This is a genomic window from Pelomonas caseinilytica (genome assembly GCF_021353235.1).
Taxonomy (GTDB): Bacteria; Pseudomonadota; Gammaproteobacteria; order Burkholderiales; family Burkholderiaceae_C; genus Pelomonas; species Pelomonas caseinilytica.
The window spans coordinates 605,292-629,835 of record NZ_JAJTWT010000001.1; the positions used below are offsets into that span (position 1 = coordinate 605,292).

27 protein-coding genes are annotated in these 24,544 nt (G+C 71.0%); 15 read left to right on the forward strand and 12 right to left on the reverse strand.

The window, feature by feature from the left end; translation table 11 throughout:
* Positions 1 to 84 precede the first annotated feature (84 nt).
* A complete protein-coding gene (locus LXT12_RS02830; protein WP_233389237.1) occupies positions 85 to 351 on the forward strand; it encodes a hypothetical protein in 267 nt (88 codons plus the stop codon).
* On the opposite strand, the gene pgeF is transcribed toward LXT12_RS02830, so the two are convergent.
* The gene (gene pgeF / locus LXT12_RS02835; protein ID WP_233389239.1) at positions 274 to 999 is read right to left on the reverse strand and encodes a peptidoglycan editing factor PgeF; all 726 of its coding nucleotides are present in this window, start codon (positions 997 to 999) and stop codon (positions 274 to 276) included. The two genes, LXT12_RS02830 and pgeF, sit on opposite strands and share 78 nt — an antisense overlap.
* On the reverse strand, positions 989 to 1,624 hold the full coding sequence (gene maiA, locus LXT12_RS02840; RefSeq protein WP_233389242.1) for a maleylacetoacetate isomerase: 636 nt from the start codon (positions 1,622 to 1,624) through the stop codon (positions 989 to 991). Before maiA ends, pgeF begins: the two co-directional genes overlap by 11 nt.
* A gap of 34 nt (positions 1,625 to 1,658) precedes the next feature.
* Between maiA and LXT12_RS02845 the strand changes: the two genes are divergently transcribed.
* On the forward strand, positions 1,659 to 2,213 hold the full coding sequence (locus LXT12_RS02845) for an NUDIX hydrolase (protein WP_233389244.1): 555 nt from the start codon (positions 1,659 to 1,661) through the stop codon (positions 2,211 to 2,213).
* 53 nt (positions 2,214 to 2,266) lie between these two features.
* On the forward strand, positions 2,267 to 3,037 hold the full coding sequence (locus tag LXT12_RS02850; protein WP_233389245.1) for a substrate-binding periplasmic protein: 771 nt from the start codon (positions 2,267 to 2,269) through the stop codon (positions 3,035 to 3,037).
* A gap of 40 nt (positions 3,038 to 3,077) precedes the next feature.
* Here the strand turns inward: LXT12_RS02850 and LXT12_RS02855 are convergent, their stop codons facing one another.
* Both LXT12_RS02855 and guaD read right to left on the reverse strand, forming a co-directional pair.
* Positions 3,078 to 3,269, reverse strand: coding sequence for a hypothetical protein (locus LXT12_RS02855; protein WP_233389247.1), 192 nt, complete (start codon positions 3,267 to 3,269; stop codon positions 3,078 to 3,080).
* 123 nt (positions 3,270 to 3,392) lie between these two features.
* Positions 3,393 to 4,700, reverse strand: a complete 1,308-nt coding sequence (gene guaD, locus LXT12_RS02860) for a guanine deaminase (protein ID WP_233389249.1) — start codon at positions 4,698 to 4,700, stop codon at positions 3,393 to 3,395.
* 39 nt (positions 4,701 to 4,739) lie between these two features.
* Between guaD and xdhA the strand changes: the two genes are divergently transcribed.
* From xdhA to LXT12_RS02875, 3 genes are all read left to right on the forward strand, one after another.
* Entirely contained in the window at positions 4,740 to 6,218 is a 1,479-nt protein-coding gene (gene xdhA, locus LXT12_RS02865) for a xanthine dehydrogenase small subunit (RefSeq protein ID WP_233389251.1), read from the forward strand.
* 70 nt (positions 6,219 to 6,288) lie between these two features.
* Entirely contained in the window at positions 6,289 to 8,607 is a 2,319-nt protein-coding gene (gene xdhB, locus LXT12_RS02870) for a xanthine dehydrogenase molybdopterin binding subunit (RefSeq protein ID WP_233389254.1), read from the forward strand.
* Positions 8,604 to 9,179 (forward strand): peptidoglycan recognition protein family protein, encoded by a 576-nt coding sequence (locus LXT12_RS02875; protein ID WP_233389256.1) that lies wholly within the window; start codon positions 8,604 to 8,606, stop codon positions 9,177 to 9,179. Before xdhB ends, LXT12_RS02875 begins: the two co-directional genes overlap by 4 nt.
* 9 nt (positions 9,180 to 9,188) lie before the next feature.
* Here the strand turns inward: LXT12_RS02875 and LXT12_RS02880 are convergent, their stop codons facing one another.
* From LXT12_RS02880 to polA, 4 genes are all read right to left on the reverse strand, one after another.
* Positions 9,189 to 9,812 (reverse strand): response regulator transcription factor, encoded by a 624-nt coding sequence (locus LXT12_RS02880; protein ID WP_233389258.1) that lies wholly within the window; start codon positions 9,810 to 9,812, stop codon positions 9,189 to 9,191.
* Positions 9,813 to 9,851: 39 nt separating this feature from the next.
* Entirely contained in the window at positions 9,852 to 10,472 is a 621-nt protein-coding gene (locus LXT12_RS02885; RefSeq protein ID WP_233389260.1) for an ATPase, read from the reverse strand.
* Positions 10,473 to 10,475: 3 nt separating this feature from the next.
* Positions 10,476 to 10,823: a type II toxin-antitoxin system prevent-host-death family antitoxin gene (locus LXT12_RS02890; protein ID WP_233389262.1), complete on the reverse strand. Its 348-nt coding sequence runs from the start codon at positions 10,821 to 10,823 to the stop codon at positions 10,476 to 10,478.
* A gap of 77 nt (positions 10,824 to 10,900) precedes the next feature.
* Complete coding sequence (gene polA, locus LXT12_RS02895; protein ID WP_233389264.1) at positions 10,901 to 13,663, reverse strand: DNA polymerase I; 2,763 nt, start codon at positions 13,661 to 13,663, stop codon at positions 10,901 to 10,903.
* Between the two features lie 55 nt (positions 13,664 to 13,718).
* Here polA and LXT12_RS02900 point away from each other — a divergent pair, with 55 nt between their 5' ends.
* The 3 genes from LXT12_RS02900 to LXT12_RS02910 all read left to right on the forward strand — a co-directional run bounded on the left by LXT12_RS02900 (position 13,719) and on the right by LXT12_RS02910 (position 15,970).
* Positions 13,719 to 14,012 carry a hypothetical protein gene (locus LXT12_RS02900; RefSeq protein WP_233389266.1) on the forward strand — a complete coding sequence of 98 codons (294 nt, stop codon included), beginning with the start codon at positions 13,719 to 13,721 and terminating at the stop codon, positions 14,010 to 14,012.
* Between the two features lie 37 nt (positions 14,013 to 14,049).
* Complete coding sequence (locus LXT12_RS02905) at positions 14,050 to 15,060, forward strand: homoserine kinase (protein WP_233389268.1); 1,011 nt, start codon at positions 14,050 to 14,052, stop codon at positions 15,058 to 15,060.
* Between the two features lie 82 nt (positions 15,061 to 15,142).
* The gene (locus tag LXT12_RS02910) at positions 15,143 to 15,970 is read left to right on the forward strand and encodes a BPSS1780 family membrane protein (RefSeq protein ID WP_233389271.1); all 828 of its coding nucleotides are present in this window, start codon (positions 15,143 to 15,145) and stop codon (positions 15,968 to 15,970) included.
* Here the strand turns inward: LXT12_RS02910 and LXT12_RS02915 are convergent.
* Positions 15,967 to 16,386 (reverse strand): PaaI family thioesterase, encoded by a 420-nt coding sequence (locus LXT12_RS02915; RefSeq protein WP_233389272.1) that lies wholly within the window; start codon positions 16,384 to 16,386, stop codon positions 15,967 to 15,969. The genes LXT12_RS02910 and LXT12_RS02915 overlap by 4 nt on opposite strands.
* A gap of 64 nt (positions 16,387 to 16,450) precedes the next feature.
* Between LXT12_RS02915 and LXT12_RS02920 the strand changes: the two genes are divergently transcribed.
* The 3 genes from LXT12_RS02920 to LXT12_RS02930 all read left to right on the forward strand — a co-directional run bounded on the left by LXT12_RS02920 (position 16,451) and on the right by LXT12_RS02930 (position 17,829).
* Entirely contained in the window at positions 16,451 to 17,263 is an 813-nt protein-coding gene (locus LXT12_RS02920; protein WP_233389274.1) for a class I SAM-dependent methyltransferase, read from the forward strand.
* A gap of 63 nt (positions 17,264 to 17,326) precedes the next feature.
* Positions 17,327 to 17,539 carry an addiction module protein gene (locus LXT12_RS02925; RefSeq protein WP_233389276.1) on the forward strand — a complete coding sequence of 71 codons (213 nt, stop codon included), beginning with the start codon at positions 17,327 to 17,329 and terminating at the stop codon, positions 17,537 to 17,539.
* Positions 17,536 to 17,829 (forward strand): type II toxin-antitoxin system RelE/ParE family toxin, encoded by a 294-nt coding sequence (locus LXT12_RS02930; protein WP_233389278.1) that lies wholly within the window; start codon positions 17,536 to 17,538, stop codon positions 17,827 to 17,829. Before LXT12_RS02925 ends, LXT12_RS02930 begins: the two co-directional genes overlap by 4 nt.
* Here the strand turns inward: LXT12_RS02930 and LXT12_RS02935 are convergent, their stop codons facing one another.
* Positions 17,830 to 20,190 (reverse strand): UvrD-helicase domain-containing protein, encoded by a 2,361-nt coding sequence (locus tag LXT12_RS02935; RefSeq protein WP_233389280.1) that lies wholly within the window; start codon positions 20,188 to 20,190, stop codon positions 17,830 to 17,832.
* 19 nt (positions 20,191 to 20,209) lie between these two features.
* Complete coding sequence (locus LXT12_RS02940; RefSeq protein WP_233389281.1) at positions 20,210 to 20,485, reverse strand: hypothetical protein; 276 nt, start codon at positions 20,483 to 20,485, stop codon at positions 20,210 to 20,212.
* Positions 20,486 to 20,530: 45 nt separating this feature from the next.
* Here LXT12_RS02940 and LXT12_RS02945 point away from each other — a divergent pair, with 45 nt between their 5' ends.
* The 3 genes from LXT12_RS02945 to LXT12_RS02955 are packed head-to-tail and all read left to right on the forward strand — an operon-like array spanning position 20,531 to position 22,559.
* The gene (locus LXT12_RS02945) at positions 20,531 to 21,469 is read left to right on the forward strand and encodes a bifunctional helix-turn-helix transcriptional regulator/GNAT family N-acetyltransferase (protein WP_233389283.1); all 939 of its coding nucleotides are present in this window, start codon (positions 20,531 to 20,533) and stop codon (positions 21,467 to 21,469) included.
* Positions 21,466 to 21,873 carry a YchJ family protein gene (locus LXT12_RS02950; protein ID WP_233389285.1) on the forward strand — a complete coding sequence of 136 codons (408 nt, stop codon included), beginning with the start codon at positions 21,466 to 21,468 and terminating at the stop codon, positions 21,871 to 21,873. The genes LXT12_RS02945 and LXT12_RS02950 overlap by 4 nt, the downstream gene beginning before the upstream one ends.
* Positions 21,870 to 22,559: a pseudouridine synthase gene (locus LXT12_RS02955; protein WP_349255003.1), complete on the forward strand. Its 690-nt coding sequence runs from the start codon at positions 21,870 to 21,872 to the stop codon at positions 22,557 to 22,559. The genes LXT12_RS02950 and LXT12_RS02955 overlap by 4 nt, the downstream gene beginning before the upstream one ends.
* A gap of 13 nt (positions 22,560 to 22,572) precedes the next feature.
* Here LXT12_RS02955 and LXT12_RS02960 read toward each other — a convergent pair whose 3' ends face one another.
* Complete coding sequence (locus tag LXT12_RS02960) at positions 22,573 to 24,519, reverse strand: CocE/NonD family hydrolase (protein ID WP_233389287.1); 1,947 nt, start codon at positions 24,517 to 24,519, stop codon at positions 22,573 to 22,575.
* Positions 24,520 to 24,544 lie beyond the last annotated feature (25 nt).

Sequence of the window (24,544 nt, forward strand, 5' to 3'; positions counted from 1 at the left end):
GGACCGTTGCAATAAGCTTGCCACATCCGGCTGACACGGCCTTGTAACCACGGGCGCTGACGCGCCCATGACACCCCCATCATCATGTATCTCGTCGCCATCGCCTGGGCCTATGTTGCGCTGATGATGGCCGCCGCCGAGGCGCTGAGCCCCCAGGGCACGCTGTTCGGCGCCTTCGTCACCCTGATGCTCTATGGCGTGCTGCCGCTGGGCCTGCTGCTCTACATCCTCGGCACGCCGGGGCGCCGCCGGCGCCGGCGGGCGGCCGACGCCTCAGCGCAGGCTGATGCAGGCGGCCATGCGGCCACGGGGCCGGCCGAGGGTCTCGCCCCGGAACGAGAAGAAGCGTGAGTCCTCGGTCAGCGTGCACCAGCCCCCGCCGCTGATGTCGCCAACGCCAGCGGCCCGCAGGCGCTCGCGGGCCAGCGCCGGCAGGTCGGCTCGCCAGCGCGGCTCGGGGTTGGGGCGGTAGGCAAAACCCGGCTGGTCCTGCGCCAGCGGCTGCCGGCCGAAGGCGGCCACCACCTCCGGCCCCACCTCGAAGGCCTCCGGGCCGATGCAGGCGCCCAGCCAGGCCTTCACGTCGGCCGGCGCGCAGCCCGCGGCATCGCACAGCGCCGCCACCGTGTTCTCCAGCACGCCGGCCGCGAGGCCGCGCCAGCCGGCATGCGCGCCCGCCACACCGCCGGGCGCCGCGAACAACACCGGCAGGCAGTCGGCCACGAGGATGGCGACGGCCAGGTCGGGATCGGTGGACACGGCGGCATCGGCCCGGGGCGCGTTGTCGTCGTGCCAGTCGGGCCGCAGCCGCGCGACCTCGGCACCGTGCACCTGGTCGAGGAAGATGGGCCGCGCGCCCAGCAGTTCCGCCAGCCCGGCGCGGTTGGCGCGGGCCTGCTGCGGGTCGCCCGCCTTGCGCCCGAAATTGGGGCCGCGCGTCGTCATGAAGGCCGTCACGCCCGGCCACTCCGGGCTCAGCCAGTCGGGGTCAGGCCGCATCGGGGCAGACGCCGGGGTGGGTGTTGGCGAAGGCCGGCAGGGCCAGGCAGGCGGCGTTGACGCGCATGACGGTGGGATAGGCGTCCAGCGGGCACTCGAAGCGCTGGGCGTTGTAGACCTGGGGCACCAGCAGGCAATCGGCCATGCCGGGCGCGTCGCCGAAGCAGAAGGTGCCGGCCGTGTGCTGCAGGCGCTGCTCGACGATGGCCAGGCCCGTGGCGACCCAGTGGCGGTACCAGCGGTCGACCGTCTCCTGCTCCAGCGCGAGGTCGTTCTTCAGGTAGCGCAGCACGCGCAGGTTGTTGATGGGATGGATGTCGCAGCCGATGTCCTGGGCCAGGGCCCGCACCGTGGCGCGCGCGACGGGGTCGCGAGGGAGCAGCGGCGGCTCGGGGTGGGTCTCGTCCAGGTATTCCAGGATGGCCATGGACTGGCTGAGCCAGCGGCCGTCGTCCAGCACCAGGGCGGGCACGAGGTGGGAGACCTGCTGGTTGGCGAAGGGCTCGGCGAACTGCTCGTTCTTCTGGAGGTGGATGGACGCGTAGTCGTAGTCCAGGCCCTTGAGCGCCAGGCCGATGCGCACCCGCCAGGAGGCGGAGGAGCGGAAGTAGTTATAGAGCTTCATGATGGCGATTTTGACCCTCTATAAACTCGTCCGCATGCCCATCCCCAGCCGCTTCAAGCATTGCCCGGACTGTGGCGCCGCCGTGGACTACCGCGTCCCGCCGGACGACAACCGCGAACGCGCCATCTGCACGGCGTGCGACCACATCCACTATCAGAACCCGCTCAACGTCGTCGGCACGCTGCCGGTCTGGGAGGCTGACGGCCGCGTCCTGCTGTGCCGGCGCGCCATCGAGCCGCGGCACGGGCTGTGGACCCTGCCGGCCGGCTTCATGGAACTCGGCGAGACCACCGCCGAGGGCGCGCTGCGCGAGACCCACGAGGAGGCCGGCGCCGACATCGAGATGGGTGCGCTCTACACCGTGCTCAACGTCGTGCGCGTCGGCCAGATCCACCTCTTCTACCGGGCCCGGCTGCGGTCCACCGACTTCGATCCCGGCCCCGAATCCCTCGAGGCCCGGCTCTTCGGCGAGGACGAGATCCCCTGGGACGACATCGCCTTCCGAACCACGCGCGAGACCCTGCGCTGCTTCTTCGACGACCGCCGCGGCGGCAGCGGCTACCCGCTGCGGGAGATCGACATTCCTTGATCCCGGCGCGGGCCGCGCGCATCATCGACCCATCCGACGACCGGGAGCAGGGCATGCCGACACGGCGCGCGTGGTGCAGGGCGGGGTTGGGGTGGATGGCCGGCCTGGCGCTGGCCCGGCCGGCGCACGCGACGCCGCTGCGCGCCGTGGGCTCGCAATTCGCCCGCATCTTCGAAGGTGCCGAAGGCGTCGCCCCCAAGGGCCTGGCCGTGGACCTGCTGGGCCAGTTGTTCGGCGACGGCGTGCGCTGCGAATGGCTGCCCTGGTCCCGGGCGCAGCTGATGCTGGAGCAGGGCGAGGCCGACATCCTGATCGGCCCCTACCGCACGCCGGAACGCGAGACGCGCATGCTCTTCAGCGTGCGCTCCTTCTACTCCGACGCCATGGTCTGGTACGCCCGCCGCGGCGAGGAAGGCCGCTGGACCGGGGAGTTCGCGGACCTGGCGCAGACGCCGGTGGCCGCCGTGCGCGGCTGGGCCTACGGCAGCCGCTTCGAGCGCATGAAGCCCCTGCTCGGCCAGCTGACCTGGGTGCAGAACGTGGAGGCGGGCCTGCAGATGCTGGGCAAGCGTCGAGTGGAGCTCTTCGCCGCCAACGACCGCAACTGCCAGCCGGTGCTGCAGCGCCTCGGCCTGGCCGAGGCCGTCGGCCGCTGTTCGCCGCCGCTGGACGTGCTGCACGGCCACATGGCCTTCGGCCGCAGCGCCGCCGGAGAGGCCCTGGCCCAGCGCTACGACCAGGCCTTCGAGCAATGGCTGCGCACGGGCTCGGCCACCGAGCTCTACCGCCGCTGGGGGGTCGACAGGCCGGCCACGGCGCCTTAGCCTGCGCGGCTTTGCGATCGGGCGGCCGGCCCAGGCGCGGCTAACGTCCGCCCAGCACCCGCGCCGGCAGCATGACGACGGCGCGCAGCAAGGCGAAGGCACCGTCCACCGCAATGCCCAGCAGCCTGAACGGCAGCGTGAGCAGCCACACCAGCGGCCACAGCAGCAGGGCCAGCAGCGCCAGCGGCCAGCAGGCGACGAACAGGATGCACCAGAGCAGGAAGCTGAACATCGAGGCTCTCCTGCCGGCTCGCGGCCGGCAGTCTCCGTTCAATGAAGTGGTCAGACTCTAGCCAGCCTCGGTCCGCCTTCCATCCGGTTTGTGACGAAGCGGCGGATTCGCGGGACGGGCGGGTCAGGCCCGCCGATGGCCGGCGACGTAGCAGGCCGCGAGGTTGCGCTCGTCGGCCAGCGCCATCCAGGCGAAGACGCGCTCGTGCAGCGCCTTGGCCACGGCGTCGCGCGCCTCGGCTACGGGGCCGCGCGCCCAGTCCCACACGCACAGGTCGGCCGCCTGGCCCACCGACAGGCCGCCGATCTCGTCGCCCAGGCCCAGGGCCTCGGCCGCACCGCGCGTGGCCGCGTGCAGGGCCGTCCAAGCCGTCAACCGCTCGCCGCGCAGGGCCTGCACCTTGTAGGCATCGAGCATGTTGCGCGGCAGGCTGAGCGTCGTGCCGCCGCCGACGTCGGACGCGAGGCTGACGTTGAAGGCCGCGCCCGCCCAGTCGAACAGCCCGCTGCCCAGGAAGAGATTGCTCGACGGGCAGTGCGCCACCTGGGCGCCGCGGTCGGCGATGAGGATGCGGTCGTGGGCGTCGAGCCAGATACCGTGGGCCAGCACCGCGCGCTCGTGGAGCAGGCCGGCACGCTCGTAGACGTCCAGGTAGCTGCGCGCCTCGGGGAAGAGGCGCGCCACCCAGTCGACCTCGGCGCGGTTCTCGGCCACGTGGGTCTGCATGTAGAGGCTGGCATCGGCCCGGCACAGGGCGCCCGCCATGGCCAGCTGGGCCGGCGTGCTGGTCGGCGCGAAGCGCACGGTCACGGCATAGGCCAGGCGCCCCTGGCCGTGGAAGCGGTCGATGAGGTCGATGCAGTCGCGCTCGGCCTGGGCCACGTCGTCGCGCAGCCCGTCGGGCGCATGTCGGTCCATCAGCACCTTGCCGGTGACCAGGCGCATGCCGCGCGCCGCCGCGGCCTCGAACAGGGCCTCGGCCGACACCTTGTGCACGGTCGGGAAGACGACGGCCGAGGTCGTGCCGCTGGCCAGCAAGGCGTCCAGGAAGACCTCGGCACCGGCACGCGAGCGCGCCGGGTCGGCGAAGGCCGCCTCGGCCGGAAAGGTGTACCGCTCCAGCCAGTCCAGCAGTTCGGTGCCGTAGGAGGCGATGACCTCCAGCTGGGGGCAGTGCACGTGGGTGTCGATGAAGCCCGGCAGCACGAGCTGGCCGGCATGGTCCTTGCGCACCCAGGACGCGTCCGGCGCCTCGGCCTGGCGGCCGACGATGCGCCCGTCCTCGACCAGCAGCCAGTGGTCGCGGTCGAAACGCACCGCCGACGGCTCGATCTCGCCCCAGGCTGGTGCCGCGGTGAAGTCGAGCAGATCGCCCCGCAGGGCCCAACGGCGGGGTTGATCGGAGAATTTTTCCTGGTTAGTAAAACTCATATGGCAATTCTGAGGCAAGGCTCGACAATCCAGGCCAGCATGAATACCCGTCCCATCCGCTTTTTCCACCGTGGCGAGGTCGTCGAGGTGGACGGCCTGCCGCCCACGACGACGGTGCTGCGTTACCTGCGCGAGCATGCCGGCTGTACCGGCACCAAGGAAGGCTGCGCCGAGGGCGACTGCGGCGCCTGCACGGTGCTGCAGGGCGAGCTGGACGCGTCGGGGCAGTTGCAGCTGCGCAATGTCAACGCCTGCACCCAGTTCCTGCCCACGCTGGACGGCCGCGCCCTGCTGACGGTCGAGGACGTCGGCGGCCCCGAACGCCTCGGTCCCGTGCAGCAGGCCCTGGTGGACTGCCATGGCTCGCAGTGCGGCTTCTGCACCCCCGGCTTCGTCATGACGCTGACGGCTTGCTACGAGGCCCACCTGGCCGCCGGCACCCGGCCCGACCGCCAGCAGCTCGCCGACGCCCTGGCCGGCAACCTCTGCCGCTGCACCGGCTACCGGCCCATCCTCGACGCCGGCGAGCGCATGTTCGACGCACCACCCGAGCGGCTGGACCGCGAGGCCATCACCCGCGCGCTGCAGGCCCTGGCCAGCGACGGACCGCTCGACTACGACCATGCAGGCCTGCGCTTCCACGCGCCCCGCACGGTGCCGGACCTGGCGCTGCTGTGCGAGGCCTATCCCCAGGCCACGCTGCTGGCCGGCTCCACCGACGTCGGCCTGTGGGTCAACAAGCAGTTCCGCGACCTGCCCCAGCTCATCTACACCGGCCGCGTCGACGCCCTGCGCGAGATCCGCTCCGAGCCCTTCGACGGCGGGCCGGGGCTGTGGATCGGGGCCGCCGCCCCGCTGGAAGACGCCTGGGCCGCCCTGGCCGAGCTGGCCCCTTCGCTGGCCGAACTCTGGCGCCGCTTCGCCTCCCCGCCGGTGCGCCACGCCGGCACGATGGGCGGCAACATCGCCAACGGCTCGCCCATCGGCGACGGGGCGCCTGCCCTCATCGCGCTGGGCGCCGACGTGGTGCTGCGCCGCGGCACCACGCAGCGCCGTTTGCCGCTGCAGGACTTCTACCTCGACTACATGAAGAAGGACCTGCAGCCGGGCGAGTTCATCGAGGCCCTGCACCTGCCCCGGCCCGACACCAGTTGGGCCATCTCCGCCCACAAGGTGTCCAAGCGCCACGACAGCGACATCTCGGCCGTCTGCGCCGTGCTGGCCCTGCAACTGCGCAACGGCCAGGTGCGGCAGGCACGCTTCGCCTTCGGCGGCATGGCCGCCATCGTCAAGCGCGCGGCAGCCGCCGAGGCTGCCGTCGTCGGCCAGCCCTGGACGCAAGCCGCCGCCGAGGCCGCGGCCGCCGCCCTGCCGGCCGACTTCACTCCGCTGACCGACATGCGAGCCTCTCAGGCCTACCGGCTCAAGGTGGCGCAGAACCTGCTGCGCAAGCTCTGGCACGAGACCCTGGAGAGGCGCACCCTGACCATCTGGCGTGCCGGGAGGCTGGCGGCATGAGCCCCGCTCGGCCGCCCAAAGGGGCTCATTCCCGCCTGGCGGGACAGCGCGGAGCGCGAAGGGTGCCTCAATGAACAAGCCCGAAGCCCTGGTGGTGGCGGAGCCGGTCGTCGGCAGCCCGCGCCCGCACGAGTCGGCCCACCTGCACGTCAGCGGCGCGGCGCCCTACACCGACGACCTGCCGGAGCCGGCTGGCACCCTGCATGCGGCCCTGGGCCTGTCGCCGCTGGCCCACGGCCGGTTGCTGGACCTGGACGTCGAACGCATCCGCCGCATGCCCGGCGTCGTCGCGGTGCTGACGGCCGCCGACATCGCCGGCGAGAACAACTGCGGCCCGCTGCTGCACGACGACCCCATCCTCGCCGACGGCGAGCTGCGCTACGCCGGCCAGCCGGTGTTCGCCGTGATCGCCACCGGGCGCGAGCAGGCCCGCCGCGCCGCCGCGCTGGCGAGGGAAGTCGTCCGCGCCGAGCCCCTGCCCGCCGTGCTGACGGCCCTCGAGGCCCACGCCGCCGGCCAGTACGTGCTGCCGCCCATGCACCTGACGCGGGGCGAACCCGCCGCCCACCTCGCCGCCGCGCCTCACCGCCTCCAGGGTGCCTGGAGCCTGGGCGGGCAGGAGCAGTTCTACCTGGAAGGCCAGATCAGCCTGGCGGTGCCTCAGGAGGGCGGCGAGGGCATCCTCGTGCACTGCTCCACCCAGCACCCGAGCGAGATGCAGCAGCTCGTCGCCCACGCGCTCGGGTGGCCAGCCCACCGCGTGACGGTGCAATGCCGCCGCATGGGCGGAGGCTTCGGCGGCAAGGAGAGCCAGTCAGCCCTCTTCGCCTGCGTCGCCGCCGTGGCGGCGCTGAAGCTCAAGCGGGCCGTCAAGCTGAGGCTGGACCGCGACGACGATTTCCTCATCACCGGGCGCCGCCACGGCTTCGACTACCGCTGGGACGTGGGCTTCGACGACGAGGGCCGCCTCCTCGCCGCCGACGTCGAGCTGGTGTCCAACGCCGGCCACAGCGCCGACCTGTCCGCCCCCGTCATGGCGCGGGCGCTGTGCCACTTCGACAACGCCTACTGGCTGCCCCACGTGGCCATGCACGGCTACTGCGCGCGCACGCACACGCAGAGCAACACCGCCTTCCGCGGCTTCGGCGGCCCGCAGGGCGCCCTGGCCATCGAGATGATCCTGGACGGCATCGCCCGCCGGCTGGGCCTGGACCCGGCCGAGGTGAGGCGGCGCAACTTCTACGCCCCCGGCCAGGACACGACGCCCTACGGCCAGCAGGTCGAGGAGCTGCATGCCCAGGCCCTGACCGAACGTCTGCTGACCAGCAGCGACTACGCCCGGCGCCGCGCCGAGATCGACGCCTTCAACGCCGAGAACCACGTGTTCAAGAAGGGGTTGGCCTTCACGCCGGTCAAGTTCGGCATCTCCTTCAACGTCGCCCACCTGAACCAGGCCGGCGCCCTGGTGCACGTCTACACCGACGGCTCGGTGCTCGTGAACCATGGCGGCACCGAGATGGGCCAGGGGCTCAACACCAAGGTCGCCCAGGTCGTCGCCCACGAGCTTGGCCTGCCGCTGCAGGCCGTGCGCTGCTCGGCCACGGATACCAGCAAGGTGGCCAACACCTCGGCCACGGCCGCCTCCACCGGCAGCGACCTCAACGGCAAGGCTGCACAGGACGCCGCGCGCAAGGTGAAGGCGCGCCTGGCCGCCTTCGCGGCCGAACGCTTCGGTTGCGCGGCGGAGCTGGTGGCCTTCGAAGGCGGCAGCGTCAGCGGCGGAGGCCAGTCGCTGCCCTTCGCCGACCTCGTCGCCGCGGCCTACCTGCAGCGCGTGCAGCTCTGGAGCGACGGCTTCTACGCGACACCCGGCCTGCACTGGGACCGCAACCGCCTGCAAGGCCACCCCTTCTACTACTACGCCTGGGGTGGCGCCGTCTGCGAGGCCCTGGTGGACACGCTGACCGGCGAGAGCCGCATCACCCGCGCCGATCTGCTGCACGACGTCGGCGCCAGCCTCAACCCGGCGCTGGACATCGGCCAGATCGAAGGCGGCTTCATCCAGGGCATGGGCTGGCTGACGATGGAGGAGCTGGTCTGGCACCCCAAGACGGGCGTGCTGACCACGCACGCGCCCAGCACCTACAAGATCCCGACCGCCAACGACTGTCCGCCGGAGCTGAAGGTGGAGCTCTTCGGCGTGGCCAATGCCAGCGAGACCATCCACCGCAGCAAGGCCGTCGGCGAGCCGCCGCTGCTGCTGGGCTTCGCCGCCCTGCTGGCCATCAAGGACGCCTGCGCGGCCTGCGGCCCGGCGCATTGCGACCCGCCGCTGCGGGCGCCGGCCACCGCCGAGGCGGTGCTGGACGCCATCGACGCCGTCCGATGAAGGCGCTCGCCATCGCCCTGCTGCTGGCCCTGGCGGGTTGCGCCGCGGCGCCGCGGCCCGCACCGCCCGCCATCGTCGCCGTCGAGGCCTGGGGCGGCCACAGCGCGCCCTCGGCGGCGGCGCCGCAGCCCATCACGCACATCACCCTCCACCACCAGGGCGAGATCTGGCAGGCCGGCACGGACATCCAGGCCTATCTGCGGCGTCTGCAGCAGTGGTCGCGCGAGACCAAGCACTGGGCCGACATCCCCTACCACTACGTCATCGGGACCGACGGCCACATCTACGCCGCGCGGCCCCTGGCCCAGCCGGGAGACACCAACACCGAGTACGACCCGCGCGGCCACGCCCTGGTCATGCTGGTCGGCAACTTCGAGGAGCAGCAGCCCACGCCCGCGCAGCTGCAGGCCGCGGTCGAGCTGACCGCCTGGCTGGCCCGCGAGCATGGCCTGGGGCCCGACGCCATCGCCAGCCACAAGGACTACAGCCACCAGACCGTCTGTCCGGGCCGCAACCTCTACGCCTATCTCGAATCGGGCTGGTTCAAGGCCGAGGTGGCCAGACGGCTGTAGGCTGCAGCGTCAGCCGCGGACCTTCTGGGCCGCCACCACGGCCTGGGTGCGCGAGTTGACGCCCAGGGCCTTGAGCACCGCGGCGACGTGGTCCTTGACGGTGTCGACGCTGACGCCGAGTTCGCGCGCAATCAGCTTGTTCGACAAGCCCTGCGTCAGCAGGTGCAGCACGTCCTTCTGGCGCGGCGTCAGCGGCAGGCCGGCCCAGTCGGGCAGGGCCGGAATGGCGGACGCCGGCGCCTCGTCCACGCGCGGCTTCAGCGGCGGGACGTAGGTGCCGCCGGCCAGCACGAGCTGCAGGGCCTGCACGAGGGTGTCCAGGTCGCTGCGCTCAGGCACGTAACCCACGGCCCCGGCCTCCAGCGCGTGCAGGGCGTCCTCGGCCTCGTCGCTGCCCGAGATGACGACGACCGGCAGCATCAGGTGATCGCGGCGCAGCTGCTGCAGCAACTCGAAGCCCCCCTCCACCCGCAGGTCCAGCAACACCAGACGGGGCAACGACGCCGCCAGCGCGGAGCGGGCCGCATCGACGGTGTCGACGCCCTGGACCCGGGCGCCGGCGAAGTGCTGTTCGATCAGGCCGGTGAGCGCCGCACGCACCATCGGAAACGCGTCCACCAGAAGGAACCTCATCGACACCCAACCTCTATTCTTCGACGGCAGCCATGATAGTCAACGCAGGGCCGCGGCCAGCAGCGGACGCGCCCAGGCTGGCACCTCGGGCAGGGGCGCATGCGACATCACCCGCCCCTCCTGCATCTGCAGCAGCAGCACGGGCCGCGGCTTGCGGCCGGCACGCGGGTCGGCCTCGTGGCTGTTGTCGAACAGGCGCAGGCTGGCCAGGTGGGGCATCAGCCGGACGAGGTTGGCGCGGCTGGCGTCGAAGCGCTCGCGCACCTTGGCCTCGGGGATGTCGTGGCCGCCGGCCGCCACGCGCGCCTGGATGCGCCGCAGGTGCAGCTCCGGCGTGGCCAGGCCGGCGAACCAGACGTGCACGCGGGCACCGCCGCGGGCGCCGTCCAGCAGCAGCCGCGTGATGCTGGCGCCGCCCAGGGTCGTCTCGAAGGCATGGGTCAGACCCTCGGCCAGCGCCTTCTCCAGCGCCCGCCGGCCCAGCGTCCAGGCTAGGCCGTTGGCCTGCTCGGCGCTCAGGCCGGGCTGCTGGGCACGCAGCCGGGCGGCCCAGGCGTCGGGGTTGAAGAACTCCGCACCGGCAGCCTGGATGGCCGCACCGCCCAGCGAACTCTTGCCGGCCCCGTTGACGCCGGCCAGCACGTAGAGAGTGGCCGGCAAGGCTCAGGCGGCCTTGCGGCGGGCCGGACGGGCGGCCCTGACGGCCGCGGCGGCGACGGCCTCCGGCGCCATCGCGAAGGCCTCCGCCAGCGCCCCGCCCTGCCCTTGCATGCGGGCCAGCATGGCGTCGAACTCGCTACCGAGGGCGCCGAGGTCAGGCTCCGCGGCCCGCTGCAGCTCGCGATAGCGCTCGACCGACATCAGCACGAAGGCCGGCTGGTCGTGCTTGGTGATCAGCACGGCGCCATGGGCCGCCACGGCGCGGCCCACCTTCTGGATGCCGGCAACGAGCTGGGTCGCCGAGACGCTGGGCAGCGGGTCGGTCAGGGCGGCGTCGGGAAGGGCGGCCATGGGCATGTCTCCTGAGTGAGGCCCAATTTTGCCCTTTTTCCAGAAAATACAGAAAACCCCTGTCGGCGGCTCGAGGGTCAGTGGGCCTCTTCCCAGTTGGCGCCCACGCCCACCTCGGCCAGCAGCGGCACCTTCAGCGCCGCCACGCCGGCCATCAGCCGTGGCACCTCGGTCCGCATCCAGTCGATCTCCGCCTCCGGCACCTCGAAGACGAGTTCGTCGTGCACCTGCATGACGATGCGGGCCGCCTTGCCGGCCCGGTCGAGCTCGGCCTGCACGGCCAGCATGGCCAACTTGATGAGGTCGGCCGCCGTGCCCTGCATGGGCGCGTTGATGGCCTGGCGCTCGGCGCCGGCCCGGCGTGCGCCGTTGCCGCCGCGGATCTCGGGCAGGTAGATGCGGCGGCCGAACAGCGTCTCCACATAACCGCGCTCCGCTGCGGAGGCCTTGGTCTCGTCCATGTAGCGCTTCACCCCGGCGAAGCGGGTGAAGTAGCGGTCGATGTAGTCCTTGGCCGCCTTCTGCTCGATGCCCAGGGCCGAGGCCAGGCCGAAGGCCCCCATGCCGTAGATCAGGCCGAAGTTGATGGTCTTGGCATAACGCCGCTGCTCGCTGGAGACCTCGTCCAGCGGGGTACCGAAGACCTCGCTCGCCGTGGCGCGGTGCACGTCCTGGCCCTCCTGGAAGGCGCGCAGCAGGCCCGGGTCCTCGCTGATGTGGGCCATGATGCGCAGCTCGATCTGGGAGTAGTCTGCGCTGACGATGCGGCAGCCCTCGGGCGCGATGAAGGCCTCGCGCACGCGCCGGCCCTCGGCCGTGCGGATGGGGATGTTCTGCAGATTGGGCTCGTTGCTGGACAGCCGCCCGGTCACGGCCACGGCCTGCGCGTAGTTGGTGTGCACGCGCCCCGTGCGGGCGTTGACCTGCAGCGGCAGCTTGTCGGTGTAGGTGCTCTTGAGCTTGGACAGCCCGCGATGCTCCAGGATCTTGGCAGGCAGCGGGAAGTCGGCGGCCAGCTCGGTCAGCACCTCCTCGTCGGTCGAGGGCGCGCCCGTGGCGGTCTTCTTGATGACGGGCAGGCCGAGCTTGCCGAACAGCATGTCGCCGATCTGCTTGGGGCTGCCGATGTTGAAGGGCTGGCCGGCGATGTCGTAGCACTGCTGCTCCAGCAGCACGAGGCGCTGGCCGATCTCGTGGCTTTGCAGCTTGAGCTTCTCCGAGTCGATCAGCACGCCGTGGCGCTCGATGCGCGCCAGCAGCTCGGCGGTCGGGATCTCGATGTCGCGGTAGATGCGCGTCAGCCCGGCGTCGGCCTCGATGAGCGGCCACAGCACCTGATGCAGGTGCAGGCACATCTCCGAGTCCTCGCCGGAGTAGGTCGTCGCCCGCGCCACGTCCACCTGCGAGAAGGGGATCTGGTGCACGCCCTTGCCGCAGAGGTCCTCGTAGCTCAGGCCCTTGCGGCCGAGGTGGCGCTCGGCCAGGGCCTCGAGGTTGTGGGTCTTGTGGGCCTCCAGCACATAACTCTGCAGCAGGGTGTCATGCTGGACGCCCGCGAGCCGGATGCCGTGGTTGGCCAGCACATGGCGGTCGTACTTGAGGTTCTGACCGATCTTCTTGGCCGACTCATCCTCCAGCCAGGGCCTGAGGCGCGCCAGCACCTCGTCCAGCGGCAACTGCTCAGGCGCGTCAGGGCCGGCATGGGCCAGGGGCACGTAGGCGGCCTCGCCCGGCTTGTCGGCGAAGGAGATGCCGACGATGCGCGCCGCCATCGGGTCAAGGGAATCGGTCTCGGTGTCCAGCGCCACCAGCGGCGCTGCATGCAGGCGCGCCAGCCAGGCTTCCAGCTGGTCCATGCGCAGGATGGTCTCGTAACGGCCCGCCTCGCCGGCGGACGGCGCAGCCGGCGAGGCCTCGTCGAAAAGGCCAGGCCCGGCCGAGGGCGGCGCCTTGGGCTGGACGGCAAGGGCATCGCCGGTCAGCTCCTGCAGCCAGGCCTTGAAGCCGTTGCGTGCATAGAACTCGCCCAGCGCCGCCTTGTCGGGTTCGCGGAAGGCGAGTTCGTCGAGCTTGGGCCAGCCGGGGACGTGCTCGGCCAGCTCGCAGTCCACCTTCACGGTGACCAGCTTGCGGCCCATCGGCAGCCAGTCCAGCGCGGCGCGCAGGTTCTCGCCGGCCTTGCCCTTGATGGCGGAGGCCGCCGCGATGACACCGTCCAGCGACCCGTACTCGGCGATCCACTTGGCCGCCGTCTTCGGGCCGACACCGGCCACGCCCGGCACGTTGTCCACCGTGTCGCCCATCAGCGTGAGGTAGTCGACGATGCGCCCGGGCGGCACGCCGAACTTGGCCAGCACGCCGGCTTCGTCCAGGCGCTCGTTGCTCATCGTGTTGATGAGCTCCACGTCGGCGTTGACGAGCTGGGAGAGGTCCTTGTCGCCGGTCGAGACGATGATGCGGTGGCCCTCGCGCGCACCGATGCAGCACAGCGTGCCGATGACGTCGTCGGCCTCCACGCCCGGCACCACCAGCGTCGGCCAGCCCAGCAGCTGGACGACCTCGTGGATGGGCTCGATCTGGGCGCGCAGCTCCGGCGGCATGGGCGAGCGCTGGGCCTTGTACTCCGGATACCACTCGTCGCGGAAGGTCTTGCCGGGTGCATCGAACACGCAGACGGCATGCTCGGCGCCGACGTCGGTCTGCAGCTTCTTGAGCATGGCCACCATGCCGCGCACCGCGCCGGTGGGCTGGCCCTCGGGGCCGCGCAGGTCGGGCATGGCATGGAAGGCGCGGTAGAGGTAGCTGGAGCCATCGACCAGCAGCATGATGGGTTTACTCATGGCAAGGGATTGTCCAGGAGCCGGGCCGGGCCTGCCGCCTAGAATCGGCAGCATCATGCGCCGTCTTGCCGCCCCCCTGCTGTTGGCCGCCCTCTGCGGTGCCGCCCTTGCCGACCCGCCGCCCGAGCCCAAGGTCGAACGCAACGTCGCCGAGGACGACCAGGTCCGCATCGAGGAGCTGCGCGTGCGCGGCGAGACCCGCAAGGTCACGGTCAAGAACAAGAAGACCAAGGCGCCGGACTACGAGATCGTCGTCAACGACGCGGGGCGCGAGTCGGCCGGCGGCACAGGCACCGGGCTGAGCAAGAGCGGCTCGGGCACGCGGGTCTGGCGAGTCCTCAACTTCTGATCCCGCGCGGCCCTCGGGGTCGCCTTCCAGACCTTTCATGGCCGTATTCACCGAAGTCAGCCCCGCCCAGGCGCAAGCCCTGCTGGACCATCTCGAGCTGGGGCAGCTCAGTTCCCTGCGCGGCATCGGCGCCGGCATCGAGAACACCAACTACTTCGTCGACTGCACACGCGACGATCACCTGCACCGTTATGTGCTCACCCTCTTCGAGCGCCTGACGGCCGAGCAGTTGCCCTTCTACCTGCGGCTGATGCAGCACCTGGCCAGGCGCGGCGTGCCGGTGCCCGAGCCGCACGCCGACCGCAGCGGCGAGATCCTCTTCGAGGTGGCCGGCAAGCCCGCCGCCATCGTCGACCGCCTGCACGGCGGCCACCAACTGGCGCCCGACGCCTTCCACTGCCAGCAGGTCGGCGCGACGCTGGCCCGCATGCACCTGGCCGGGCGCGACTTCCCTCTGCACCAGCCCAACCTGCGCGGCCTGGCCTGGTGGCGGGAGGTGGTGCCGCAACTGCTGCCTTTCCTCGAGCCCGGGCAGGCCGAGCTGCTGCGCAGCGAGCTAGCCTACCAGGAGCAGCTGGCGGCATCGCCCCTCTATGCCGAGCTGCTGAGGGACTGCTCCGGTCCCATCCACGCCGACCTCTTCCGCGACAACGTCATGTTCGAGCCGGGCGAAGGCCCGGGGCGCGAGCGGCTCACCGGCTTCTTCGACTTCTACTTCGCCGGCGTCGACACCTGGCTGTTCGACCTGGCCGTCTGCCTGAACGACTGGTGCATCGACCTGGCGGACGGCCGCCTCGTCGAGGACAGGGCGGCGGCCTTCGTCGCCGCCTACGAGGGCGTCAGGCCGCTGACCGGCGCCGAGCATCGCCTGCTGCCGGCCCTGATGCGCGCGGCGGCGCTGCGCTTCTGGGTGTCGCGGCTGTTCGACCTGCACCTGCCGCGCGAGGCCAGCCTGCTCAAGGCCCACGACCCGCGCCACTTCGAGCGCGTGCTGCGCCAACGCATCGCCAGGCCCTGGCATGCCCTGCATGGCGGAGCGGCTGAATGAGCCGCGCCGCGCCGGCCCGCCCCAGGCAAGCGGCCATTCCCCCGGGGGATCGCGCGATGCATGCATCGCGCGAGGGTCTGGCATGACCATGCAGTTGCACCTCCAGCAGGTGCCGGCCCGTAACGGCCGGCTATGGATACGCCACGGCTTCAAGGTCTTCCAGCGCCAGCCCTGGGCCTTCTCGATGGGCATCCTCACGCTGTCGCTGTGCTCCAAGCTGCTCATCCTGGTGCTGCCGGGCCTCGGCACGGCGCTGCTGCTGGCGGTCATGCCCCTGGTCTCGCTGGGCTTCATGCTCGCCACCCACCTGACGCTGCAGCGCAAGCGGCCCGACGTCGCCACCTTCCTGAGCCCGCTGCGCCTGACGCCCGAACGCAGCCGCCGCCAGCTGCTGCTGTGCCTGCTCTACCTCGTCGGCATCTCGGCCGTCATGGGCCTGGCCTACTGGATCGACGGGGGCAGCTCCGAGCGACTGCAGGAGCTGATGGCCGCCGGCAAGGACAAGGACGCCATCGACGCCGCGGCGACCGATCCGCGCCTGGTCTGGAGCGGGCTGACCTTCGGCCTGGGCATGCTGGCCCTGTCGGTGCCCTTCTGGCATGCGCCCGCCCTCGTGCACTGGGGCGGCCAGGGCGTGGCCCAGGCGCTGTTCTCCAGCACCCTGGCCCTGTGGCGCAACAAGACGGCCTTCCTGCTCAACGGGCTGCTCTGGGGCGCCCTCATCGCCGGCTGGTTCGCCGCGATGCTGCTGCTGGCCGGCATGCTCGGCCTGGCCCTGGACCCCGCCCTGGCCCTGCAGATCACCGGGCTGATGCTGTCGCCGGTCTACTACGCGTCGCTGTACTTCACATTCGTCGACTGCTTCATGTTCGGCGCGCCGAGCGACGTGCTGAGCCGCACCGACGCCTAACGCTGCGGCGGGATGGCGTAGGTGCCCACGGCGTGGGCGACGGGCTCCTCCTCGCCTTCCGAGCTGATCCACACCTCGCCCACGGCCAGCGACTTGCCCAGCTTCATGAGCCGGCAGCGGGCGATGACGCGGCGGTCGGCCCGCGGCTTGCGCAGGAAGTTCACCGTCAGGCTGGTCGTCACCGCCAGCGGCACGATGCCCACGCGGGCCAGGATGGCGACGTAGAGGGCCACGTCGGCCAACGTCATCATCACTGGGCCCGACACCGTGCCCCCAGGCCGCAGTTCGGTCTCGCCGATCGGGTGGGCCATGACGACACCGTCGTCATCGATGGCTTCCAGCGTGCAGCGAGTCTGCGGGAACTCGGCCTTCAGGAAGGCGTCGAGCTCCGCCTGGGTGGGGCGGGGATCGGTCATGGCGAATTTGCAAGCAATTGCGAAGGCAGCGGCGGCGAGCCTAGCATCGCCCCAGAATCGGCCCATGGACCTCGACGACCGGGGCTTCACGGGCTCCGTCCCCCAGCTCTACGAGCGCTACATGGTGCCGCTGATCTTCGAACCCTATGCGGTCGACCTGGCGGCACGCGCCGCTGCGTTGCGCCCCACCCAGGTGCTGGAGATCGCCGCCGGCACCGGCATGCTGACGCGCCGCCTCGCGGCCGAGCTGCCCCCGCAGACCGATATCGTCGCCAGCGACCTCAACGCCACCATGCTCGACATGGCCGCGACGCTGGGCACCGGGCGGCCCGTGCAATGGCGGCTGGCCGACGCCATGGAGCTGCCCTTCGAGGACGCCGGCTTCGACCTCGTGGCCTGCCAGTTCGGCGCCATGTTCTTCCCCGACCGGCCGCACGCCTTCGCCGAGGTGCGGCGCGTGCTGAAGCCGGGCGGCATCTTACTGTTCAACGTCTGGGACCACATCGACAGCAACGAGCTGGCCGAGACCGTGACCCACGCCCTGGCCCAGGTCTTTCCGGACGACCCGCCGCGCTTCCTCGCCCGCACGCCGCACGGCTACCACGACGTGGACCAGCTGCGGACCGACCTCGCCGCCGCGGGCTTCGAGCACGAGGCCGACGTGGTCACCCTGCCGCTGCGCGCATGCGCCGAGTCGCCCTCGCACCCGGCGCTGGGCTATTGCCAGGGCACGCCGCTGCGGGGCGAACTCGAGGCGCGCGCGCCGGGCCGGCTGCCCGAGCTGACGGCCCATGTGGCCCAGGCCATCGGCGAGCGCTTCGGCGTCGGCGCCATCGACACGCTGATGCAGGCCCACGTCGTCATCGTGGGTCGGTAGAGCCCGCGTCCGCCGCCACGAACGATTGTGGCAAGCTGTCGGCGTGCAAACTCCGGAGGCGCCATGGACACCCACTTTGAAACGCTGGAAGCCGAGGTGCTGAAACTGCCTCCTGCGCAACGGACCAAGCTGCTGGACCGTGTGGTCGCCAGCCTTGATGCCGACGCGGCGCGGGACGCGGCATGGGATGCCGTGGCGGCCCAGCGTGAGGCGGAGTCCGTCGAGTTCGAACCGCTTGAAAAGGTCCTGGCACGCCTGCGCGACGAGAACGCGTGAGCCGCTCCATCCACCGTCTGGCTGCCGAAGAACTGGCAGCCGCTTTCCGCTTCTACCGACGGGAAGCCGGTCTCGGCATCGCCCTGCGCTTTCTCGACGAATTCGAGCGCGTCGCCCAGCTCATTGAACGCCAGCCTGAGCTGGGTACGCCAACCAACGCCGGCCGCCGCAGCTACCCGCTCCACGATTTCCCCTACACGGTGATCTACACCGGCACACCGGAAGGCCTGCGCATCCTCGTCGTGCGTCACCAGCACCGTGATCCGGCTCTCGGCGAAAGGCGACGCTGATCAATCAATCGGCGTCAGCTTGGCGACCGACAGCGCCAGCCACTTGGTGCCATGGCGGCCGAAGTTGACCTGGGCGCGCGCGTCGGCACCGCTGCCTTCCAGGGTCAGCAGCACGCCTTCGCCGAACTTGGTGTGGAAGACGCCCTTGCCGACCCTCAGGCCGCCGTGCTCGTCGGACACCTTGGGCTTCATGCTGGCCGGCACCGGCGGCTCGACCCACGCGGGCTTGTCGACCCGACCGGCGCCCACCATGCCCTTCAGGCCCGAGCCGCGCGCCCAGGCCTGCTGGTACTCGCGGGCGAAGCCCGAGCCGAAACCCTGGTTGCGCGGCGTCAGCCATTTCAGCGCCTCTTCGGGCAGCTCGTCGAAGAACCGGCTCTTGACGTGATAACGGGTCTGTCCGTGCAGCATGCGCGTCTGGCAGAAGCTCAAGGACAGCTTCTTGCGCGCCCGGGTGATGGCCACGTACATCAGCCGCCGCTCCTCCTCCAGCCCGTCGTGGTCGGACATGGAGTTCTCGTGCGGGAACAGGCCCTCCTCCAGGCCGGTGATGAAGACGGCGTCGAACTCCAGCCCCTTGGCGGAGTGGACCGTCATCAGCTGCACCGCGTCCTGCCCGGCCTGGGCCTGGTTGTCGCCGGCCTCCAGGGAGGCATGCGTCAGGAAGGCCACCAGCGGCGACATGATCTCGCCGGTCTCGGCATCGGGCACCGCCCCCGGCGTGCCGGGCTCGGCCACTTCGTCCACCGGCAGGCCCACGGCGTTCTTGCCGAAGCCCTCCTGCATGACGAAGGCCTCCGCGGCATTGACCAGTTCGTCGAGGTTTTCCAGGCGCTCGGCGCCGTCCTTGTCGGTGCGGTAGAAGTCCGCCAGGCCCGAGGTCTCCAGCACCTGCTCGATGATCTCCCGCAGCGTCAGCCCCTGGGTGAGGTTGCGCGTGGAGTCGATGAGGTTGGCGAAGGCCACCAGGTTGCTGCCGCCCTTGCCGGGCACCGCCGAGACGGTCTGGTAGAGGCTGCGGCCGCTGGCCTTGGCCAGGTCCTGCAGGGTCTCCAGCGTCTTGGCGCCGATGCCCCGGGTCGGGAAGTTCACGACGCGCAGGAAGCTGGTGTCGTCACTGGGGTTCTCCAGCAGGCGCAGGTAGGCCAGCGCATGCTTGACCTCGGCCCGCTCGAAGAAGCGCAGGCCGCCATAGACGCGGTAGGGGATGCCCGCGTTGAAGAGGGCCGACTCGATCACCCGTGACTGCGCGTTGCTGCGGTAGAGGACGGCGATCTCCTGCCGGTCCAGCCCGCCGCGGTGGAGGCTCTGCACCTCCTCGATGACCCACTGCGCCTCGGCGAAGTCGCTCGGCGCCTCGTAGACGCGGATGGGCTCGCCCAGGCCCGCATCGGTGCGCAGCGTCTTGCCCAGGCGCTGGGTGTTGCGGCTGATCAGCTCGTTCGCGGCGTCGAGGATGTGGCCGAAGCTGCGGTAGTTCTGCTCCAGCTTGATGACGCGCTTGACGCGGTACTCGCGCTCGAAGTCGGCCATGTTGCCCACGCGCGCGCCGCGGAAGGCGTAGATGCTCTGGTCGTCGTCGCCGACGGCCAGCAGGCTCTGGCCCGTGCCGGCGCCCGGCGGGGCGAACATCTTGAGCCAGGCGTACTGCAGCTTGTTGGTGTCTTGGAATTCGTCGACCAGGATGTGGCGGAAGCGCCGCTGGTAATGCTCGCGCACGGCGGGGTTGTCGCGCAGCAGCTCGTAGGTGCGCAGCATCAGCTCGGCGAAATCCACCACGCCCTCGCGCTGGCACTGGTCCTCGTAGTTGGCGTAGATCTCGACGAGCTTGCGAGTCTGCTCGTCGCGGATCTCCACGTCGCCGGGGCGCAGGCCGTCCTCCTTGCAGCCGGCGATGAACCAGCCCACCTGCTTGGGCACGAAGCGCTCCTCGTCGAGCTTCATGGCCTTGATGACGCGCTTGACGGCCGAGGTGGTGTCGCTGGCGTCCAGGATCTGGAAGGCCTGCGGCAGGTGGGCCAGCTTCCAGTGCGAGCGCAGGAAGCGGTTGCACAGGCCATGAAACGTGCCGATCCACATGCCGCGCACGTTGAAGGGCAGCATGGCCGACAGCCGCGTGAGCATCTCCTTGGCCGCCTTGTTGGTGAAGGTCACGGCCATCACGCCGGCGGGGCCTACCTGCCCCGTCTGCAGCAGCCAGGCGATGCGCGTCGTCAGTACCCGGGTCTTGCCCGAACCGGCACCGGCGAGGATGAGGGCCGGCTCGGGGGCCGCCGTCACGGCGGCGAGCTGCTCGGGGTTGAGGTTCTTGAGGAGGGGGCTGTGCAGGGCTGCAGCGTCAGCCTCGGGCGCGGGATTCATCGACGCATTTTACGGAGCCCTACCTGCGCCTGACCTTGCCCGCCCGGTCGGCCTTGGACCAGTCGTAGGCCTGGCCGTCGGGCGTGCGGCCCGCTTCCACGGCGGCCACGCCAGGCCGGCCGACGCTCTCCTCCAGCTCGGTGGAGATGCTGACGTGACGGCGACCCTCGCGGCGCTTCTCCTCGGCGCAGGCCAGGGCCTGCGTCAGCTGCAGGCCGCTGAATTCCTGACAGCTCGGTCTGGCGGCTGCCTCACCATCGTCTTCCAGCCAATACACCACGATGCCCAATGCCATTCTCCATTTAATTGCTAAAAGCAAGCATTCTGCGATGATGCCGCCATGAACACCGCTGCCCAGGCGCAGGACGTCCGCGCCTTCAACCGCTTCTACACCCGCCGCATCGGCATGCTGGCTGCCAAGCTGGGCGGCAGCGACTTCACGCTGCCCGAGGCGCGCGTGCTGTGGGAGCTGGCCCATCATGCACCGGTCAGCGCCTCGGCCCTGAGCAAAAGCCTGCAGCTCGATGCTGGCTACCTCAGCCGGCTGCTGCGCGGCCTGAAGAACCGTGGGCTGCTGGCCGCGCAGCGCCATCCCAAGGACGCGCGCCAGACCCTGCTCAAGCTCAGCGCCGCCGGCAAGCGCGCCTTCGCGCCGCTGGACCGCGCCAGCCAGGCCGAGACGGAAGCCCTGCTGGAGCCGCTGTCGGCACCGCAGCGCCAGGCCCTGGTCGGCGCCATGTCACGCATCCATGCGGTGCTGGAGCCCGAGGCTTCGGCCGAGGTGGTGCTGCGCCCGCCCGCGCCGGGCGATCTCGGCTGGCTGGTCGAGCGGCACGGCGCGATCTACGCCGCCGAGTACGGGTTGAGCGCCGGCTTCGAAGCGCTGGTCGCCCGCATCTGCGCCGACTTCGTCGACCGCTTCAAGCCCGGACGCGAAGCCTGCTGGATCGCCGCGCGCGGCGGCGAAAGGCTGGGTGCCGTCATGCTCGTGCAGGCGCGCGACGAGGCCAGCGGCCGGCTGCGGCCCGGCGTCGCGCAGCTGCGCCTTCTGCTGCTGGAGCCGCATGCGCGCGGCCTCGGCCTGGGCAAGCGGCTGGTGCGCCAATGCAGCGACTTCGCCCGGGCCGCGGGCTACAGGCGCATCGTGCTCTGGACGCAAAGCGCGCTGACCGCGGCCCGTGCCATCTACGCCGCCGAGGGTTACCGCCTCGTCAGCAGCGAAGCCGTGAACAGCTTCGGGCAGGACGTGGTCAGCGAACACTGGGAGTTGGCGCTGTGACGGCGCCCTGCCCCTGCGGCTCCGGTCACGACTACCAGGCCTGTTGCGGCACCCTGCACGCGGCCTACGCCGCCGGCCAGGGCCTGGCGGCACCCACGCCCGAGGCGCTGATGCGCTCGCGCTACTGCGCCTTCGTGCTCGACCTGAGGCCCTACCTGCTGGCGAGCTGGCATGCGAGCACGCGACCGGCAGCGATCGAGCCACCGGAGCCTGGCCTGAAGTGGCTGGGTCTCGACATCAAGCGCACCGCCCTTCAGGACGCCGACCACGGCAGCGTCGAGTTCGTGGCCCGCAGCAAACTGGGCGGTCGAGCGCACCGGCTGCACGAGACCAGCCGCTTCGTGCGCGAGGGCGGCGAGTGGTTCTACGTCGATGGCCGCTTTGGGAACGGCCCGGAAAATTGACTCTGACCCCACTTTACGAGGACGAGCACCTCGTCGCCATCGACAAGCCGCCGGGCTTGCTGGTGCATCGCACCCAGTTGGCGGCGCACGAGGAGGTGGCCGCGCTGCAGTTGCTGCGTGACCAGCTGGGGCGGCCTGTATGGCCGGTGCATCGGCTGGACCGGGGGACGTCGGGCGTGCTGCTCTTCGCGCTGTCGGCAGAGGTCGCTTCGCGGCTGGGCGCGATGTTCGAGCAGGGCCTGATGGACAAGCGCTACCTTGCCCTCGTGCGCGGCTGGCCCGCGGAGGACGCGGGCGTCGTCGACCACCCGCTGGCGCGCGACCCCGAGCGGCCTTCGGCCGGGCAGCCGCTGCTGCAGGCGCAGACCCGCTGGCGGGTGCTGGCCCGCCTGGACTGGCCCATCGCCATCGATGCGCGCTTCGCCACCACCCGCGCGGCCTTGGTGGAGGCCGAGCCGCTGCAGGGCCGGCGCCACCAGATCCGGCGCCACCTCAAGCACATTGCCCATCCCATCCTCGGCGACGCCACCCACGGCAAGGGGCCGTTGAACCGGTCCGTCGCCGCCTACCTCGGCCAGCAGCGGCTGTGGCTCCACGCGCAGCGCCTGGCCTTCGTCCACCCGCTCACCGGGGCGCCGCTGCAGGTCGAAGCGCCCCCAGGCGCCGGCTGGCCTCTGCCGCCGTGAAAGGGATGCGCGCTCAGCGCCGCGCCGGCTCCACAACCAGCACGTCCAGCCCCGAGGCCTGACCCTTCGAGCGGTAGACCTTCTGGGTCGCGACCTGGAAGTCCTCGGCCTTGGCGCTGCGCAGGGGCACGAAGCTCTGCGGGTTGCGGTCGATCAACGGGAACCAGCTGCTCTGCACCTGCACCATGATGCGGTGGCCGCGGCGGAAGCTGTGATTGACGTCCTGGAGCCGGACCTTCAGTTCCTCCACCTGACCCGGCACCATGGCCTCGGGCACCTCGAAGCTCTTGCGGAAGCGCCCCCGCAGCGGGTCGGCGCGCACCAGCTGCTGGTAGCCGCCGAGGGCCGGCTCGGGGGCTTCCACGTCCTCGGTGCGCGGGCGGCGCTTCCTGGGCGGCGCCCCCTCCTCTTCCAGGTCGGCGGGGTAGACATCGATGAGCTTGACGACCCAGTCGGCATCGGTGCCCGAGGTCGAGGCGAACAGGCGGGCGACGATGGGGCCGGCCAGGGTCACGTCCTCTTCGAGCACGTCGCTGCGGTAGGTCAGCACGTCAGGCCGCGTCGAGGCGAAGCGCTGGTCGCTGACCATGTACTCCTGCGGCACGCCCAGGGTGGCATAGCCGACGAAGGGCACCGGCTTGGCGGGGTCGCTGATCCAGGCGTCGAAGGCCGGGCCGGCTGCCTCGGGCGCGTCGAAGCTCAGCCGGCCGCCCGGCGCGAAGTAGAGGGTGCGGGCATGCGCCTCGCGGGGCGGCCAGGCGTCGTAGCGGCGCCAGGTGTTGGTACCCGTCTCGAAGACCGTGGCCTTGGCGACCTTGGGCAGCTTGGGATCGGGCGCGTCGCGCAGCTGCTGCTCGAAGAAGGGCAGCAGCACCTCCTTCTGGAACTGTTCCGACGTCGGCTGCTGGAACTGCACGCGGCCGAGCTGGCGGCCCGGCGAGCCGAGCCAGCCGCCGTGCACCCACGGGCCCATGACCAGGCGGTTGTCGGTGGCGGGGCTTTGGCGGCCGATGGCACGGTAGGTGGCCAGCGGGCCGGCCAGGTCCTCGGCATCGAACCAGCCGCCCACGGTCAGCACGGCGGCATGGATGTTCTTCAGGTGGGGCGTGATGGCCCGGCTCTTCCAGAACTCGTCGTAGCGGTCGTGGCCGAGCTGGTCGTCGAAGTAGTGGTTGGGCTTGCCGTCGCGCGCCAGGCGGGCGGCGATGGCGTCGAGGTTGGTGAACTGTAGGAAGAAGTCGTAGCTGTCCGCCGTGCCGTAGTCGAACTGCGGCCACTCCTTGGGCGGCAGCACCGGCGTCTGCTGGGGCTTGAAGAAAGTGTAGAAGCCGAAGTTGGCCGCCAGCATGAAGGCGCCGCCGTGGAAGCTGTCGTCGCCCATGAAGAGGTCGGTCACGGGTGCCTGCGGCGACGCGGCCTTGATGGCCGGGTGCGAATCGATGATGGAGGCCGACGTGTAGAAGCCCGGGTAGGAGACGCCCCAGATGCCGACGCGCCCGTTGTTGCCGGGCACGTGGTCGATCAGCCATTGCACGGTGTCGTGCGTGTCGCTGCTCTCGTCCACGTCGGCGGGCGTCTTCTTGAGCGGCCGGTGCGGCGTCATCTCGATGAAGCGGCCCTCGGACATGAAGCGGCCGCGCACGTCCTGGCAGACGAAGATGTAGCCGGCCTTGAGGAAGTCCTCGTTGGGCGCGACGTGGCCCACGCCGTCGCGGTCGACGCCGTAGGGCCCGCAGCTGTAGGGCGTGCGCACCATCAGCAGCGGGTAGCGGCGGCTCGCGTCCTTGGGCACGTAGACGGCCGTGTAGAGCTTCTTGCCGTCGCGCACCGGGATGCGGTACTCGTACTTGGTGTAGTGCTCGCGCGGCTCGTACTTGGGCTTGGCGTCGGGCGCTTCGTCGGCCCGGGCGGCGCCGAGGCAAAGCAGGGTCAGGGCCGTGAGGCCGAGGGCAAGGCGCATGGCGGGAATGGCAGGCAGAAGGGAG